Annotated in this window: 13 protein-coding genes; 7 read left to right on the top strand and 6 right to left on the bottom strand. The window is 67.0% G+C overall.

Annotation, left to right across the window (positions count from 1 at the left end; translation table 11 throughout):
• The first annotated feature begins 42 nt into the window (after positions 1–42).
• Entirely contained in the window at positions 43–1,605 is a 1,563-nt protein-coding gene (gene norR, locus NF616_RS05550) for a nitric oxide reductase transcriptional regulator NorR (protein ID WP_252272115.1), read from the top strand.
• Between the two features lie 2,520 nt (positions 1,606–4,125).
• Here norR and NF616_RS05555 read toward each other — a convergent pair.
• From NF616_RS05555 to NF616_RS05570, 4 genes are all read right to left on the bottom strand, one after another.
• Positions 4,126–5,352 carry a nucleoside recognition domain-containing protein gene (locus tag NF616_RS05555; RefSeq protein ID WP_252272117.1) on the bottom strand — a complete coding sequence of 409 codons (1,227 nt, stop codon included), beginning with the start codon at positions 5,350–5,352 and terminating at the stop codon, positions 4,126–4,128.
• A gap of 125 nt (positions 5,353–5,477) precedes the next feature.
• Positions 5,478–5,642, bottom strand: coding sequence for a DUF1328 domain-containing protein (locus tag NF616_RS05560; RefSeq protein ID WP_252272120.1), 165 nt, complete (start codon positions 5,640–5,642; stop codon positions 5,478–5,480).
• 90 nt (positions 5,643–5,732) lie between these two features.
• A complete protein-coding gene (locus NF616_RS05565) occupies positions 5,733–5,978 on the bottom strand; it encodes a hypothetical protein (protein WP_252272122.1) in 246 nt (81 codons plus the stop codon).
• A 21-nt stretch (positions 5,979–5,999) separates the two neighbouring features.
• Complete coding sequence (locus tag NF616_RS05570) at positions 6,000–6,431, bottom strand: PA2169 family four-helix-bundle protein (protein ID WP_252272124.1); 432 nt, start codon at positions 6,429–6,431, stop codon at positions 6,000–6,002.
• Between the two features lie 237 nt (positions 6,432–6,668).
• On the opposite strand from NF616_RS05570, the gene algB reads away from it, so the two are divergent.
• The 6 genes from algB (at position 6,669) to NF616_RS05600 (ending at position 13,005) form a co-directional block, all read left to right on the top strand.
• Positions 6,669–8,015, top strand: a complete 1,347-nt coding sequence (gene algB / locus NF616_RS05575; RefSeq protein ID WP_252272125.1) for a sigma-54-dependent response regulator transcription factor AlgB — start codon at positions 6,669–6,671, stop codon at positions 8,013–8,015.
• Positions 8,012–9,787 (top strand): ATP-binding protein, encoded by a 1,776-nt coding sequence (locus NF616_RS05580; protein WP_252272127.1) that lies wholly within the window; start codon positions 8,012–8,014, stop codon positions 9,785–9,787. The genes algB and NF616_RS05580 overlap by 4 nt, the downstream gene beginning before the upstream one ends.
• Before the next feature lie 214 nt (positions 9,788–10,001).
• Positions 10,002–10,199: a hypothetical protein gene (locus tag NF616_RS05585; protein WP_252272129.1), complete on the top strand. Its 198-nt coding sequence runs from the start codon at positions 10,002–10,004 to the stop codon at positions 10,197–10,199.
• Positions 10,200–10,259: 60 nt separating this feature from the next.
• Positions 10,260–11,024 (top strand): SDR family NAD(P)-dependent oxidoreductase, encoded by a 765-nt coding sequence (locus NF616_RS05590; RefSeq protein WP_252272131.1) that lies wholly within the window; start codon positions 10,260–10,262, stop codon positions 11,022–11,024.
• Between the two features lie 155 nt (positions 11,025–11,179).
• The gene (locus NF616_RS05595; RefSeq protein ID WP_252272133.1) at positions 11,180–11,368 is read left to right on the top strand and encodes a hypothetical protein; all 189 of its coding nucleotides are present in this window, start codon (positions 11,180–11,182) and stop codon (positions 11,366–11,368) included.
• Between the two features lie 209 nt (positions 11,369–11,577).
• Entirely contained in the window at positions 11,578–13,005 is a 1,428-nt protein-coding gene (locus tag NF616_RS05600; protein ID WP_252272134.1) for a mechanosensitive ion channel family protein, read from the top strand.
• A 127-nt stretch (positions 13,006–13,132) separates the two neighbouring features.
• Here NF616_RS05600 and NF616_RS05605 read toward each other — a convergent pair whose 3' ends face one another.
• Both NF616_RS05605 and NF616_RS05610 read right to left on the bottom strand, forming a co-directional pair.
• Positions 13,133–13,447: an antibiotic biosynthesis monooxygenase family protein gene (locus tag NF616_RS05605; RefSeq protein ID WP_252272136.1), complete on the bottom strand. Its 315-nt coding sequence runs from the start codon at positions 13,445–13,447 to the stop codon at positions 13,133–13,135.
• A gap of 34 nt (positions 13,448–13,481) precedes the next feature.
• Positions 13,482–14,444: a zinc-dependent alcohol dehydrogenase family protein gene (locus tag NF616_RS05610; RefSeq protein ID WP_252272137.1), complete on the bottom strand. Its 963-nt coding sequence runs from the start codon at positions 14,442–14,444 to the stop codon at positions 13,482–13,484.
• Positions 14,445–14,532 lie beyond the last annotated feature (88 nt).

Here is a 14,532-nt window from a genome sequence, read left to right on the forward strand (position 1 = left end):
GACTCTCTCCCGACGAGGTTTATTCGACAGCAAGGAGTCTGAATGACAACCCATCCACTGCTTCGCGCCTTGCTGCCGCTGGTCGACGATCTCAGTCGCGAACTCGAAGAGGACGAGCGCTACCGGCGCCTGCTCGCGGCCCTACGCGCGCTGATCCCCTGCGACGCCACCGCGCTGCTGCGCCTGGAAGGCGAGCAGCTGATCCCGCTGGCCGTGGATGGCCTCAGCCCGGACACCCTCGGCCGGCGCTTCGCCCTGGCCGAACACCCGCGTTTCGAGGTGCTGCTGGGCGACCGCGCGCCGACCCGCTTCGCCGCCGACAGCGATCTGCCCGACCCTTACGACGGACTGGTCGAGGACCACGTGGGTCATCTGGAAGTCCACGACTGCCTGGGCTGCCCGCTGTTCATCGATGACCGCCCCTGGGGGCTGATCACCCTCGACAGCCTGGAGCCGGGCAGCTTCGCCCAGAGCGACCTGGACAACCTCGAGGCCTTCGCCCGCCTCGCCGCCGCCTCGGTCAAGGCCAACGACCGCCTGCTCAGCCTGACCCAGCGCGCCGAGGCCGAGCGCCAGCTGGCCGCGCGTTTTCGCGAGGTGGCCGGCCAGGCCGCCGCGGCCGAGCTGATCGGCCAGGGCACCGCGCACAAGCGCCTGATGGCGGAGATCGACACGGTGGCCGGCAGCGACCTGACCGTGCTGATCGCCGGCGAAACCGGCGTCGGCAAGGAGCTGGTGGCCCAGGCCATCCACGCCCGCTCGGCGCGGGCGCGCCGGCCGCTGATCAGCATCAACTGCGCCGCCCTGCCGGATCAGCTGGTGGAGAGCGAGCTGTTCGGCCACGTGCGCGGCGCCTTCACCGGCGCCAGCGGCGAACGCAGCGGCAAGTTCGAGCTGGCCGATGGCGGCACGCTGTTCCTCGATGAGGTCGGCGAGCTGCCGCTGGCGGTGCAGGCCAAGCTGCTGCGCGTGCTGCAGAGCGGCCAGCTGCAGCGCCTGGGCTCGGACCGCGAGCACCGGGTGGACGTGCGCATCCTCGCCGCCACCAACCGCGACCTGGCCGAGGAGGTGCGCGCCGGACGCTTCCGTGCCGACCTCTACCACCGCCTCAGTGTCTACCCGCTGCAGGTGCCGCCGCTGCGCGAACGCGGCCGCGACGTGCTGCTGCTGGCCGGGCATTTCCTCGAGCAGAACCGCGCGCGCCTGCACCTGCGCGGCCTGCGCCTGAGCGCCGAGGCCCAGGCGGCGCTTCTGCGCCACGACTGGCCGGGCAACGTGCGCGAGCTGGAGCACCTGCTCGGCCGCGCCGCGCTCAAGGCCATGGCCCGCCAGCCCGAGCGACCGCGGATTCTCAGCCTGGAGGCCTGCGACCTGGATCTGGATTCGGCGGTGGTCGCGCCTCTACCGGCCGGGCCGGCGGCGACGTCCGCGAAGCCTGCTCCAATGCCGACCGGCGACCTGCGCCAGGCCGTGGATGACTACCAGCGCCGGCTGATCCAGGCCGCCCTGGAGCGCGCCGAAGACAACTGGGCCGCCGCCTCCCGCGAACTCGGCCTGGACCGCGCCAACCTGCACCGCCTGGCGACACGCCTGGGGCTGAAGTAGCGGATGCGGGGCCAATGGTGGGCTGTCCGCTGCGCAGACGAGGCCACCCTACGAAAGCGCGTGGGCTCCCACCAAGCCGAGTGAAACGACGCACCGCAGGGCGCCCTCGCCGAAGGCAGTGCGCCGCCCCGGCAACGCCGAGCCAACCGTAACGCCCGACCATAAGCCCGAGCTTGGAGTATGGCTGCAGGCCCAATGGTGGGCTGTCCGCTACGCGGCCGAGGCCACCCTACGAAAGCGCGTGGGCGCCCACCAAGCCGAGTGAAACGACGCACCGTAGGGCGCCCTCGCCGAGGGCAGTGCGCCGACCCGGCAACGCCGAGCCAACCGTAACGCCCGACCATAAGCCCGAGCTGGGAGTATGGCTGCAGGCCCAATGGTGGGCTGTCCGCTCCGCGGCCGAGGCCACCCTCCGAAAGCGCGTGGGCGCCCACCAAGCCGAGGGAAACGACGCACCGTAGGGCGCCCTCGCCGAAGGCAGTGCGCCGACCCGGCAGCGCCGAGCGAACCGCAACGCCTAGCCATAAGCCCGTGCTTTGAGTGGGGCCGCAGGGCCAATGGTGGGCTGTCCGCTGCGCGGACTAGGCCACCCTACGAAGGCGCGTAAGTCGCCCACCAAGCCGAGTGAAACGACGCACCGTAGGGCGCCCTCGCCGAGGGCAGTGCGCCGACCCGGCCGCGCCGAGCGAACCGCAACGCCGAGCCATAAGCCCGTGCTTTGAGTGGGGCCGCAGGGCCAATGGTGGGCTGTCCGCTACGCGGCATCGGAACACCTACGAATGCGCGAGGGCGCCCACCAAGCCGAGTGACACGACGCACCGTAGGGCGCCCTCGCCGAAGGCAGTGCGCCGACCCGGCAACGCCGAGCCAACCGAAACTCCGCGCCATAAGCCCGGCCGTGGAGTAGGGCTGCAGGCTCAATGGTGGGCTGTCCGCTGCGCGGACGAGGCCACCCTACGAAAGCGCGTGACGCCCACTAAGCAGAGTGAAACGACGCACCGTAGGGCGCCCTCGCCGAAGGCAGTGCGCCGACCCGGCCGCGCCGAGCCGACCGCAACGCCTGACCATAAGCCCGAGCGTGGAGTGGGATTGCAGGCACAATGGTGGGCTGTCCGCTGCGCGGACGAGGCCACCCTACGCTAGCGCGTGTCGCCCACTAAGCAGAGTGAAACGACGCACCGTAGGGCGCCCTCGCCGAAGGCAGTGCGCCGACCCGGCAGCGCCGAGCCGACCGCAACGCCTGACCATAAGCCCGAGCTTGGAGTGGGATTGCAGGCCCAATGGTGGGCTGTCCGCTGCGCGGACGAGGCCACCCTACGAAGGCGCGGGGGCGCCCACCCAGCCGAGTGAAACGACGCACCGTAGGGCGCCCTCGCCGAAGGCAGTCCGCCGACCCGGCAGCGCAGAGCCTACCCCAACGCCTGACCATAAGCCCGAGCTTGGAGTGGGAGTGCAGGCCCAATGGTGGGCTGTCCGCTGCGCGGACGAGGCCACCCTACGAAGGCGCGTGGGCGCCCACCAAGCCGAGTGAAACGACGCACCGTAGAGCGCCCTCGCCAAGGCAGTGCGCCGACCCGGCAGCGCCTAGCCGACCACAACTCCGGGCCATAAGCCCGAGCTTGGAGTGGGATTTCAGGCCCAATGGTGGGCTGTCCGCTGCGCGGACGAGGCCACCCTACGAAGGCGCGTGGGCGCCCACCAAGCCGAGTGAAACGACGCACCGTAGGGCGCCCTCGCCGAAGGCAGTGCGCCGCGTATGCAACGACGAGCAAACAGCAACGCCTGGCCATAAGCCCGAGCTTGGAGTGGGAGTTCAGGCCCAATGGTGGGCTGTCCGCTGCGCGGACGAGGCCACCCTACAAAGGCGCGTACGTCGCCCACCAAGCCGAGTGAAACGACGCACCGTAGGGCGCCCTCGCCGAAGGCAGTGCGCCGCACAGGCACCGCCGAGCCAACCGCAACGCCTGGCCATAAGCCCGAGCGTGGAGTGGGGCTGCAGGGCCAATGGTGGGCGGTCCGCTGCGCGGACGAGGCCACCCTACACAGGCGCGTACGTCGCCCACCAAGCCGAGTGAAACGACGCACCGTAGGGCGCCCTCGCCGAAGGCAGTGCGCCGCGTAGGCAACGCCGAGCCAACCGCAACGCCTGGCCATAAGCCCGAGCGTGGAGTGGGGCTGCAGGGCCAATGGTGGGCTGTCCGCTGCGCGGACGAGGCCACCCTACGAAGGCGCGTGCCTCGCCCACCGAGCCGAGTGAAACGACGCGCCCTAGGGCGCCCTCGCCGAAGGCAGTGCGCCGAGGAGGCAACGCCGAGCCAACCGCAACGCCTGGCCATAAGCCCGAGCGTGGAGTGGGGCTGCAGGGCCAATGGTGGGCTGTCCGCTGCGCGGACGAGGCCACCCTACGAAGGCGCGTGCATCGCCCACCGAGCCGAGTGAAACGACGCGCCATAGGGCGCCCTCGCCGAAGGCAGTGCGCCGACCAAGCAGCGCCGAGCCAACCGCCGAAGCCCAAAGCGCTCAGCCAAAGAACCAGTAGCACACCAGAATCGAGGCGATCACCCCGATCAGGTCGGCGAACAGGGCGCAGCCCACCGCGTGGCGGGCGCGCTGGATGCCGACGGCGCCGAAGTACACGGCCAGCACGTAGAAGGTGGTTTCGGTGCTGCCCTGCATGGTCGCCGCGATCAGTGCCGGGAAGCTGTCCACGCCCTGGCTCTGCATGGTCTCGATCAGCATCGCCCGCGCCGCGCTGCCGGAGAACGGCTTGACCAACCCGGTGGGCAGCGCCTCGACGAAGCGGCTGTCCCAGCCCAGGCCCTCGACGCACCAGCGCACGCCGTCGAGCAGCACATCCAGCGCCCCCGACGCACGCAGCACGCCCACCGCGCAGAGCATGGCGACCAGGTAGGGCAGCAGGTTCTTCGCCACCTCGAAGCCTTCCTTCGCGCCCTCGACGAAGCTCTCGTACACAGGCACCTTGCGCAGTGCACCGAGCAGCAAAAAGCCCAGGATCAGGCCGAACAGCGTGAGATTGCCGAGCAGCGACGACAGCGCGGTCAGCGCCGTCGCACTCAACCCCGCCAATACCGCCATGAAGGTGCCGATGGCCAGCGCAGCGCCGCCGAGCCAGGCCAGCAGCACCGGGTCCCACAGGCGCAGGCGCTGCATCACCGCCACCGACAGCAGGGCGCTGGCACTGGAGATGGCGTTGGCCAGCAGGATCGGCAGGAACACCAGGGCCGGGTCTTCGGCGCCCTGCTGCGCGCGGTACATGAAGATCGACACCGGCAGCAGGACGAACGACGAGGCGTTCATCACCATGAACAGCACCTGGGCGTTGGTCGCCGAGGTGGGATTGGGGTTGAGCTCCTGCAGCGCCTTCATCGCACGCAGGCCGATGGGCGTGGCGGCGTTGTCCAGGCCGAGGCCGTTGGCGGTGAAGCTGAGGGTAACGAGGCCGAGGGAATGGTGGCCGCGGGGCACGTCCGGCATCAGCCGGGCGAAGAGCGGGGAGAGCAGGCGGGCGAGCATTTCGACCAGGCCAGCCTTTTCGGCGATGCGCAGGAAGCCCAGCCACAAGGTGAGGGTGCCGAACAGCAGGATCATCACGTCGACCGACGTCTTGGCCATGGTGAACAGCGCTTCCACCATGGACGCCCAGACCGTCGCGTCCCCACCTATCCAGCGTATTGCGGCAGCCACTGCGGCCACCACGAAGAATCCCAGCCACAGGCCGTTGAGCATGCGTCGTCTCCCCCTAGTCGCAGGGGATGATAACGCGCCGCGGCCGTCGGCAGGTCATGGACCCGCCGTCGAACTCGATCTCCGCCGGCCGAGACGGATCAACCGCCGCAGCCGGCTATCGAAGGTCAGGGTCGCGGACGACGGCCCATGATGAAGGACAGGATGAACATCACCAGGAAGACCAGGAACAGGATCTTGGCAATGCCCGCGGCGGTACCGGCGATGCCACCGAAGCCCAGTACACCGGCGATGATGGCGATGATCAGGAAGGTAATGGACCAGCTCAGCATGTTGTTTTCTCCTTTTGCGGTTCCGGGCCTGCCGGATGGCAGGGCCCGCTACGACAGGTCACCGGTGCTTGGCCGGCAGCCCCCATCTGTTCAAAACACCCAGCGCTGCCGCTGGGTTACTTCGAGCGAGCCGTGACGCTGGGTCGCCAGCTCTGCCGTCAGGGGCCGTAGCGGCTGAGCCGCAGCCGGCGCCTTGTCGCGGACCTGCCCGACGGGCTCCTGCCCCTGGCCGAACTGGCTTGCCTGTCCGGCGGCGACGCCACACACGAACAACAGGGTCGCGCGCAGCAGCAGATCGAGGTGGGCGCGATGCGCCGACGAGCTAACGGCTTTCATTCCGTGTCCTCCTGGTTGAGCTCAATTCGAGCCCTTCAGTTCCAGCATTCGTGCGTGGCACGCGCGCACGTTCGGCATTTCACGGTCCAGCACGCCCTGCCATTCGGCGGGCGCCTCGTGCCGAGCCTCTTCAAAGGCTTGCAAGAGGCGCTCCTCGACGTCGGCCAGCTGTTCCACATAAATGTTCCCGTCATCGTCGGCGAGGCGGGCACGGGCATCGGCGTACAGGCGCTGCAGCGAGCCGATCAGCGTGCCGCCACGGGGCGGCTGCTCGTGCCGCTCGGCCAATGCCAGGGACAGCGCCTCCACCAGGCGGCGCTTGGCTTCGGCCATCTGCAGGAAGATGCCTGCCAGCGTGCGGTCGCTCACGGCTTCGGCGGCGTGGCTGTAGAGCAGCTCGCCGTCACGGGTGATTTCGATCAATTCGTCGAGTTGGGCCGTCTCGCGGGACATGGCATCGTTCTCCTGGTGCGGGCCAGGTCACGAAATCGCACCTATTGCCCGCCGCTTGGTCTTACAATCGCAAGCGCTGTGCCAGCTCATTTTGGATTTTATTTTTCTTACATATCAACAAGTTAACTAGAACGATGGAGAGCTTTCCCCTTGCATTCTGCAAGTAGGGCTCGACAAGGCCGTGCAACTTGCACGACTTTTTCTAGCCTAAGCTGAGCCATTGCCACGGAGAACGTCATGCAAACAAACGGGGAGAACAGCGGCCGTATCCTGCTGGTCGACGACGAAGCGGCAATCCTCCGCACCTTCCGCTATTGCCTGGAAGACGAGGGTTACCAAGTCGCCACCGCCAGCAGCGCCGCCCAGGCCGAGGCGCTGCTGCAGCGGCAGGTGTTCGATCTGTGCTTCCTCGACCTGCGCCTGGGCGAGGACAACGGCCTCGAAGTGCTCGAGCGCATGCGCATCCAGGTGCCGTGGATGCGCGTGGTGGTGGTCACCGCCCATTCCGAGGTGGACACCGCGGTGGACGCCATGCAGGCCGGCGCCGCCGATTACCTGGTCAAGCCCTGCAGCCCCGATCAGCTGCGCCTGGCCGCCACCCAGCAGCTCGAGGTGCGCCGTCTCGAGGCGCGCCTGGAAGCGCTGGAGGGCGAGGCGCGGCGCAACCAGGGCGAACTGGACTCCGACAGCCCGGTGCTCAAGGCCGTGCTGGAAACCGCCCGCCAGGTGGCCGACACCGACGCCAACGTGCTGATCCTCGGCGAATCCGGCACCGGCAAGGGCGAGGTGTCGCGCCTGATCCACAGCCGCAGCCGCCGGGCGAAGAAGCCCTTCGTCACGATCAACTGCCCGTCGCTGACGGCCGAACTGATGGAAAGCGAGTTGTTCGGCCACGCCCGCGGCTCCTTCACCGGCGCCAGCGAGAGCACCCAGGGCCGCGTCAGCCAGGCCGACGGCGGCACCCTGTTCCTCGACGAGATCGGCGACTTCCCGCTGCCGCTGCAATCCAAGCTGCTGCGCTTCATCCAGGACAAGGAATACGAACGGGTCGGCGACCCGGTGACCCGCCGCGCCGACGTGCGCATCCTCGCCGCCACCAACCTGGACCTGACCGAGATGGTCCGCGCCGGCACCTTCCGCGAGGACCTGCTCTACCGCCTCAACGTCATCACCCTGACCCTGCCGCCGCTGCGCGAACGCAGCGAGGACATCCTGCCGCTGGCCGAAGGCTTCCTCGCCCGCTTCGTCAAGGATTACGCGCGGCCGGCCCGGGCCTTCAGCGACGCCGCCCGCACCGCGCTGCAGCAATACGGCTGGCCGGGCAACGTGCGCGAGCTGCGCAACGTGATCGAGCGCGCCAGCATCATCTGCCCCGGCGACCGCGTGGAGCCGACCCACCTCGGCCTCAACACCAGCGTCGACGGCGGCGTGGCGCGGGTCGGCGCGGAGATGACCCTGGAGGATCTCGAGCGCGCCCACATCTCCGCCGTACTGGCCTCCAGCTCGACCTTGGAACAGGCGGCCCAGACCCTCGGCATCGACGTCTCCACCCTGTACCGCAAGCGCAAGCAATACGGCCTATGAAGCTGCGCAACCAGCTCTTCTTCAGCATCAGCGCACTCATCACCCTGGCCCTGCTCGGGCTGGTGCTGGGCATCCTCAGCGTGGCGATGCTGGCGCGCACGCAGAACGACGCGATGGAGCGCAACCTGGAGATGCTCAGCGCCGGCCTGGCCATGCGCCAGGAGCTGGGCGAGCAGCTGATGCTGATCCTCAGCGACAAGCTCGACCGCCCCGCGCTGACGGCCTCCTCCGAGCGCTTCCGCCAGGCCATGACCAGGGCCCATGCCAGCGCCCTGGACGACGCCGACCAGCAGTCGCTGCTGGAGATCGAGCGGGCCTACCTGGGCTTCGAGCAGCGCCTGAAGAACCCGGTGGACGTGCGTCGGCGCCTGCTCGCCGACGACCAGTTCGTGCTGCTGCTCAAGGCGGTGCGCGACCGCCTCACGGCGACCCAGCAGCGTTATGTCGCCTCGGTGGACCTGGAGCAGCAGCAGGCGCGCCAGCACGCCTGGATGATCAGCGGCCTGCTCGGCCTGATCGGCGTGGCCGTGCTGCTGATCGGATTCCTCACCGCCCACAGCGTGGCGCAGCGTTTCGGCCGCCCCATCGAGGCACTCACCGATGCCGCCGACCAGATCGGCCGCGGCGATTTCCAGGTGACCCTGCCGATCAGCAAGGAGGTCGAGCTGGCCTCGCTGACCCGGCGCTTCGGCCAGATGGCCGAGGCCCTGCGCCAGTACCGCGCCAGCAACGTGGCGGCGCTGCTGGCCGGGCAGCGACGCCTGCAGGCGGTGCTCGACGGCATCGACGACGGCCTGCTGATCTTCGACCGCGATGGCCTGCTCGAACACGGCAACCCGGTGGCGCAGAACCAGCTCGGCTGGGAAGAGCTGCCGATCGGCACGCCGCTGCACCAGCTGCTGCCGCAGGAGGCGCTGCAGGCGCAGCTGGAACAGGCCCTGGCCGGCCAGCACCCGTCGCGCCATGGCGAAGACCTGCAGGTCGGCAGCAGCGGCGAGGAACGCCTGTTCAGCTACAACCTCACCCCGGTGAGCGACGACAGCGGCGAGATCATCGCCGCGGTGATGCTGCTGCGCGACGTGACCCGCCTGCGCGCCTTCGAGCGGGTACGCAGCGAGTTCGTCCTGCGCGCCTCCCATGAGCTGCGCACGCCGGTCACCGGCATGCACATGGCCTTCGAGCTACTGCGCGAGCGCCTGCACTTCTCCGACAGCAGCCGTGAACACGATCTGCTGGTGACCGTGGGCGACGAGATGCAGCGCCTGCTGCGCCTGATCAACGACCTGCTGGACTTCTCCCGCTACCAGAACGGGCTGCAGCGCCTGGAACTGCAGCTGTGCGACCCGGGCGACCTGCTGGACCAGGCGGCCCGGCGCTTCGCCTCGAGCGCAGAGGAACGCCAGGTCGAGATACACGTCGACCTGCCCGAGGACCTGCCGCCACTGGAGCTCGACCGCATGCAGCTGGAGCGCGTGCTGGACAACCTGATCGGCAACGCGCTGCGCCACAGCCACCCCGGCGGCTACATCCTGCTCCAGGCCCGCTGCCAGGGCGACCGCCTGTTCATCAGCGTGGAAGACGACGGCGAGGGCATCCCGCACGGCCAGCAGGCGCGCATCTTCGAGCCCTTCGTCCAGGTCGGCCGCCGCAAGGGCGGCGCCGGACTGGGCCTCGCCCTGTGCCAGGAGATCGTCCACCTGCACGGCGGCCGCATCGGCGTGAAATCGCAACCGGGGCAGGGCGCGCGCTTCTATTTCTCGCTGCCGATCTGAGCCCCTCCCGCGCCGCTGGAAACGCAGCCGCAGTCACCGCCGCTTGTCCCGCCAGCGGAACGATCGCAGCTGCCGCCCGCTCTCTTGTAGGGCTGCCCATTTGCCGGGCGGCATGACCGGCATCGGCAGTCGACCTCGCGGACTTCGGCGTGATTGACACAGCAGGCTGCCGGTCGCGAGACATGCCGCCACGTTGTCATCCAGGAGAGAAATCATGAGCAAGAGCGCTGATAAAACACCCGTGCCCGAGAATTCACAGCGTACCCAGCAAGGCTTCAGCAAAGGCGCGGAACTCGAAACACCGAACCCGGCCACCGAGACCGTCGACAAGGTGATCACGCCGACCTCGATCAAGCAAAAAGAGAAAGAGGCGCAAGAGATCCGCTCGAAGACCGGCCTGAACGAGCGCTGACGAGCCAGCCCTTCCGGCAGCTAGTGCGAGATTGTCCGGCTTGCAATCAAGGAGATCACCATGACCGACATCGACAACAGCGTCATCCAGGAGGTCGCAGGCAAGGTCGCCCTGGTGACCGGAGCCGCCAGCGGCATCGGCAAGGCCATCGCCCTGTTGCTGCACGGCAGGGGAGCCAAGGTCGTGGCAGAGGACCTGAATCCCGCCGTAGAAGAACTCGCCCGCCCGGGACTGGTGCCGCTGGTGGCTGACATCACGGCCGACGGAGCGGCCGAGCGCGCCGTCGAACTGGCGGTGCAGACGTTCGGCCGGCTGGACATCCTGGTCAACAACGCCGGCGTCATCATCAACAAGCTCGTGGTCGACATGACGCGCGAAGACTGGGAGCGCATCCACGCGGTGAACGCCACCGCGGCATTCCTGCATGCGCGCGAAGCGGTCAAGGCGATGATGCCGAACGGGGCGGGGGCGATCATCAACATTGCCTCCTACGCCGCCTACTTTGCCTTCCCGACCATCGCCGCCTACGCCGCCTCCAAGGGTGCGCTGGCTCAGCTAACCCGCACCCTAGCGCTCGAGGCCATCGAACACGGCATCCGCGTCAACGCCATCGGCGTGGGCGACGTGGTCACCAACATCCTCAACGACGTGGTCGAGGACGGCCCCGGTTTCCTGGCCCAGCATGGCGAAGCCGCGCCCATCGGGCGCGCGGCTCGGCCGGAGGAGATCGCCGAGGTGGTGGCGTTCCTCGCCTCGGACCGGGCCAGCTTCATGGTCGGATCGATCGTCATGGCCGATGGCGGAATGACCGTCACCGCCGGGTGACTTCGGTGCCGGCCACAAGCGTGCTCGAGGAAATGGTCGTGCGTTATCGCCTGGCGGCCGAGGCGACCAACGGCGCCATCCGGGATTGGAATCGATGTCACCAATGTCATCCTCGGCATGCTCTGCGTGCACCTGCTGAGTAAGAAGGGGAGATCATGGGTGAACAGAGCGTCACTTTCGGCGACAAGGAAGCGCTGGAGGCCTGCCTGGAGCAACGCCGCGAGGTCGGCAGCGCGCTGGCCAAACTGCAGAGCTTCCGTCAGCAGGCCAGTGCCTCGCTGCTGGAACAGAAGCCCGTGACGATCAAGAAGGGCAAGCTCCTCAGCGGGATGCAACGCTCCTGAAGGCCTGGCCGGTCCCACGGGAGTGGCCGGTGGTGTACTCGGCTGCTCTCGGTGAGAGCGGTCGGCGCTAGCCATAGTCTCGGGTGAGTTCTGCTATCGGCCACTAGCGGACGCCCGGGTCAGACCAAGGTGGGGGAATAAGGCCTTCATCTCTTTGCCGGCAATCCCGTCATACTGGGTGCGCTTCCTTCCCTGCCGCGGAACCCTCCATGCTCGCACTGATTGCCCAACACCCGCTGACCCTCGGTGTCGGCCTGCTGCTCGTCGACCTTGCCTGCTGGCGCCTGTTGCCGCCCGAGGCCAAGGTCTTGCGAGTGCTGCTGCGCCTGGGGATCTTCATTGCCTACAGCCTGGCCATCATCAGCGCCGGGATGAGCCCGCTGCAGCCGCCGCCGTGGAGCGAGCCGGCGCTGAACATGCTCGGCTCGGCACTGGGTATCGCCTGGTGGCTGCTCTTCGCGCGCACCCTGACCGTGGTGCTCGGCGTGCTGCTGATGCCACGCAGCAGCCACACCGGGCGCCTGCTGCAGGACGTACTGGGGGCGGTGATCTTCCTCGCGGCCATGGTCGCGGCGGCGGCCTACATCATGCAACTGCCGGTCAAGGGCCTGCTGGCCACCTCGGGTGTGGTCGCCATCGTCATCGGCCTGGCCCTGCAGAACACCCTCGGCGACGTGTTCTCCGGGATCGTGCTGAACACCACCAAGCCCTATCGCCTGGATGACTGGGTGTCGATCGACGGGATCGAGGGCAAGGTCATTGAGATCGACTGGCGCGCCACCCATCTGCGCACCAGCCAGGGCAGCACCGTGGTGATTCCCAACTCGGTGGCCGCCAAGACCAAGGTCTTCAACCTCAATCGCTCCACCGACATCGATAACGTCAGGCTGAGCATCAGCGTGCCGGTGCAGGTGCGCCCGCGCCTGGTGCTCGACGCCCTCAACCGCACCCTGCGAGGTGTCAGCGCACTGCTGCAGACCCCCAAGCCGAAGGTGTCAGTCAAGAGCTCCGACCTGAGCATGGTGGAGTACGAGATGAGCGCATACATTGCCGCCGGCAGCAGCGCGAGCGAGGTGCGCAACCTGCTTTTCGACCTCGCCCACCGGCACCTGCACGCCGCTGGAATCCTGCGCGGCACCGAGCTTCCCGACGCACCGCGCAGTCGTCAGCGGGTCCTGCTCGATGACGTGAAGATCTTCCGCACGCTGGATGCCGAGGACAAGGATCGACTCGCCGAACTGCTGGTGGCGCAGACCTTCAGCAAGGGGCAGGTGGTGCTGGAAGTCGGCGAAGTCAGCGAGCAGTTGCTGCTGATCGGTACCGGAGTGATATCGGCTGCCGTACCCAACGGCAGCGACATGATCGAGGCCGGGCGCATGGGCCCCGGCGAGATCATGGGTGAACAGGGCGTCACCTTCGGCACGCCGTCCGAGGCACGCTTCACCGCGCTCAGCTCGGGAGTGCTGTACAGCCTCGACAAGGCATCGCTGGAGACCTGCCTGGAGCAACGCAGCGAAGTCGGCAGCGCGCTGGCCAAACTGCAAAACTTCCGTCAGCAGGCCAGCGCCTCGCTGCTCGAACAGAAGCCGGTGACGATCAAGAAGGGCAAGTTCCTCAGCTGGCTGCAACGCTCCTGAAGGCCTGGCCGGTCACACGGGGTGGCCGCTGGTGTACTCGGCTGCTCTCGGTGAGAGCGGCCGTCGCTAGCCATAATCTCGGGTAAGTTCTGCAATCGGCCAATTGCGGGGCTGACTACAGATTCGCTTAGAACAATGGACCACCTTTAGAAAAAGCCACTCCCTCGATGTGATAGACCTGTGGTTCTTCCGAGAAGTAATCCTGCAGGCCCAGCATGAACACTCGATGGTCTTCACTCGCTTCGAAGCCCGGAGTGTGATCCTCGAGTGATTGCCAGCGTACGATCAGATTGAATCGGTGCGGCGTTTCGATCTCCTGGGCCAGCATATGCCCGCAGTAACCTTTTGCGCGGCAGAGCAAAGGTGCAACCTGGGCAAACGCATTCCTGAAGTTTTCGATCTGTTCTTTGTAAACGGGCAGTACAGCGATCTCATAAATCATGGGATTTCGTCCCGAGGTGAGTTCAGTTTTGAGGCTAGGGGGCGACTGTGATCGCGACCTTTCCTTGGATACCGTTGTTGGGGGTCTCCAGCCGCGCATGGGCGAGCGCAAGGTCGGCAAGCGAATAGACGGCACCCACGTGCGGACGCAGCTGACCGCGTTCTACCAATGTGCTCAGCTCATCCAGCTTGCCGCGGTTTTGTCTGGTGAAAACGAAGTGATAACTCGCGTTCTTGCCCCAAGCCTGAATGAGGTTCTGTGGCTGGGCGATGTCCACAATGGAGACAACTCGGCCGAGTTGAGCGAGGACGTCGGGGCTTCGGGACAATGTGTTTCCGCCGATGGTGTCAAACACCACATCGACTCCGCGGCCATCCGTTTCCCGATTGATGGCGTCGACGTAATCCTGCTTTTCGTAGTCGATGACTACATCGGCACCCATGCTTCGTGCGAACTCAACGTTCGCTTCGCGCACGGTCGTGAAGACGCGCGCGCCAATGGCCTTTGCCAACTGGATCGCTACATGACCGACGCCTCCGGCACCACCGTGTATCAGGATGCTTTCGCCCACTTTTAGCGCCGCTCGCACGGTCAGCGCTTCCCACGCCGTTCCACCGACCAGACTCAGGCTTGCCGCCTCGAGATGACTCAGCGAGGCAGGTTTCTTCCCGACTATGGCTTGGTCGGCAACGTGGTACTCGGCATAACTTCCGGGGCCAGCGAATATCTGCGGGGTGTACCAGACTTCGTCACCGGGGGCGAAAGCCGTCACACCCGGCCCGACTTCTTCGACAACGCCGGAAACGTCGTGACCGGTCACCGCCGGAAGAGGGACCAGGTCGGAGTAGTCGCCGCGGCGGACCTGATAATCCAAAGGGTTGATGGAGCTGGCGTGCACACGGACCAGTACTTGGCCCGTGCCCGGCACTGGCTTGGCCACATCATGCAGTTCGAACACCTCCGGGCCACCGAAGGACTTGAGCATCATCGCTTTCATTGCAGAACCTCGTTTCTATAAAAAGGGATATTGGGAATTACCGATATATATGCAAAGAATCCGGACGTTCTAGATCATCATCATGACT

Source organism: Pseudomonas subflava (assembly GCF_023823685.1).
In the GTDB taxonomy this organism is placed as follows: domain Bacteria; phylum Pseudomonadota; class Gammaproteobacteria; order Pseudomonadales; family Pseudomonadaceae; genus Aquipseudomonas; species Aquipseudomonas subflava.

Coding starts and splice junctions, on each gene's coding strand:
- norR (WP_252272115.1), top strand. CDS start 43: ATGACAACCCATCCACTGCTTCGCGCCTTGCTGCCGCTGGTCGACGAT.
- NF616_RS05555 (WP_252272117.1), bottom strand. CDS start 5,352: ATGCTCAACGGCCTGTGGCTGGGATTCTTCGTGGTGGCCGCAGTGGCT.
- NF616_RS05560 (WP_252272120.1), bottom strand. CDS start 5,642: ATGCTGAGCTGGTCCATTACCTTCCTGATCATCGCCATCATCGCCGGT.
- NF616_RS05565 (WP_252272122.1), bottom strand. CDS start 5,978: ATGAAAGCCGTTAGCTCGTCGGCGCATCGCGCCCACCTCGATCTGCTG.
- NF616_RS05570 (WP_252272124.1), bottom strand. CDS start 6,431: ATGTCCCGCGAGACGGCCCAACTCGACGAATTGATCGAAATCACCCGT.
- algB (WP_252272125.1), top strand. CDS start 6,669: ATGCAAACAAACGGGGAGAACAGCGGCCGTATCCTGCTGGTCGACGAC.
- NF616_RS05580 (WP_252272127.1), top strand. CDS start 8,012: ATGAAGCTGCGCAACCAGCTCTTCTTCAGCATCAGCGCACTCATCACC.
- NF616_RS05585 (WP_252272129.1), top strand. CDS start 10,002: ATGAGCAAGAGCGCTGATAAAACACCCGTGCCCGAGAATTCACAGCGT.
- NF616_RS05590 (WP_252272131.1), top strand. CDS start 10,260: ATGACCGACATCGACAACAGCGTCATCCAGGAGGTCGCAGGCAAGGTC.
- NF616_RS05595 (WP_252272133.1), top strand. CDS start 11,180: ATGGGTGAACAGAGCGTCACTTTCGGCGACAAGGAAGCGCTGGAGGCC.
- NF616_RS05600 (WP_252272134.1), top strand. CDS start 11,578: ATGCTCGCACTGATTGCCCAACACCCGCTGACCCTCGGTGTCGGCCTG.
- NF616_RS05605 (WP_252272136.1), bottom strand. CDS start 13,447: ATGATTTATGAGATCGCTGTACTGCCCGTTTACAAAGAACAGATCGAA.
- NF616_RS05610 (WP_252272137.1), bottom strand. CDS start 14,444: ATGAAAGCGATGATGCTCAAGTCCTTCGGTGGCCCGGAGGTGTTCGAA.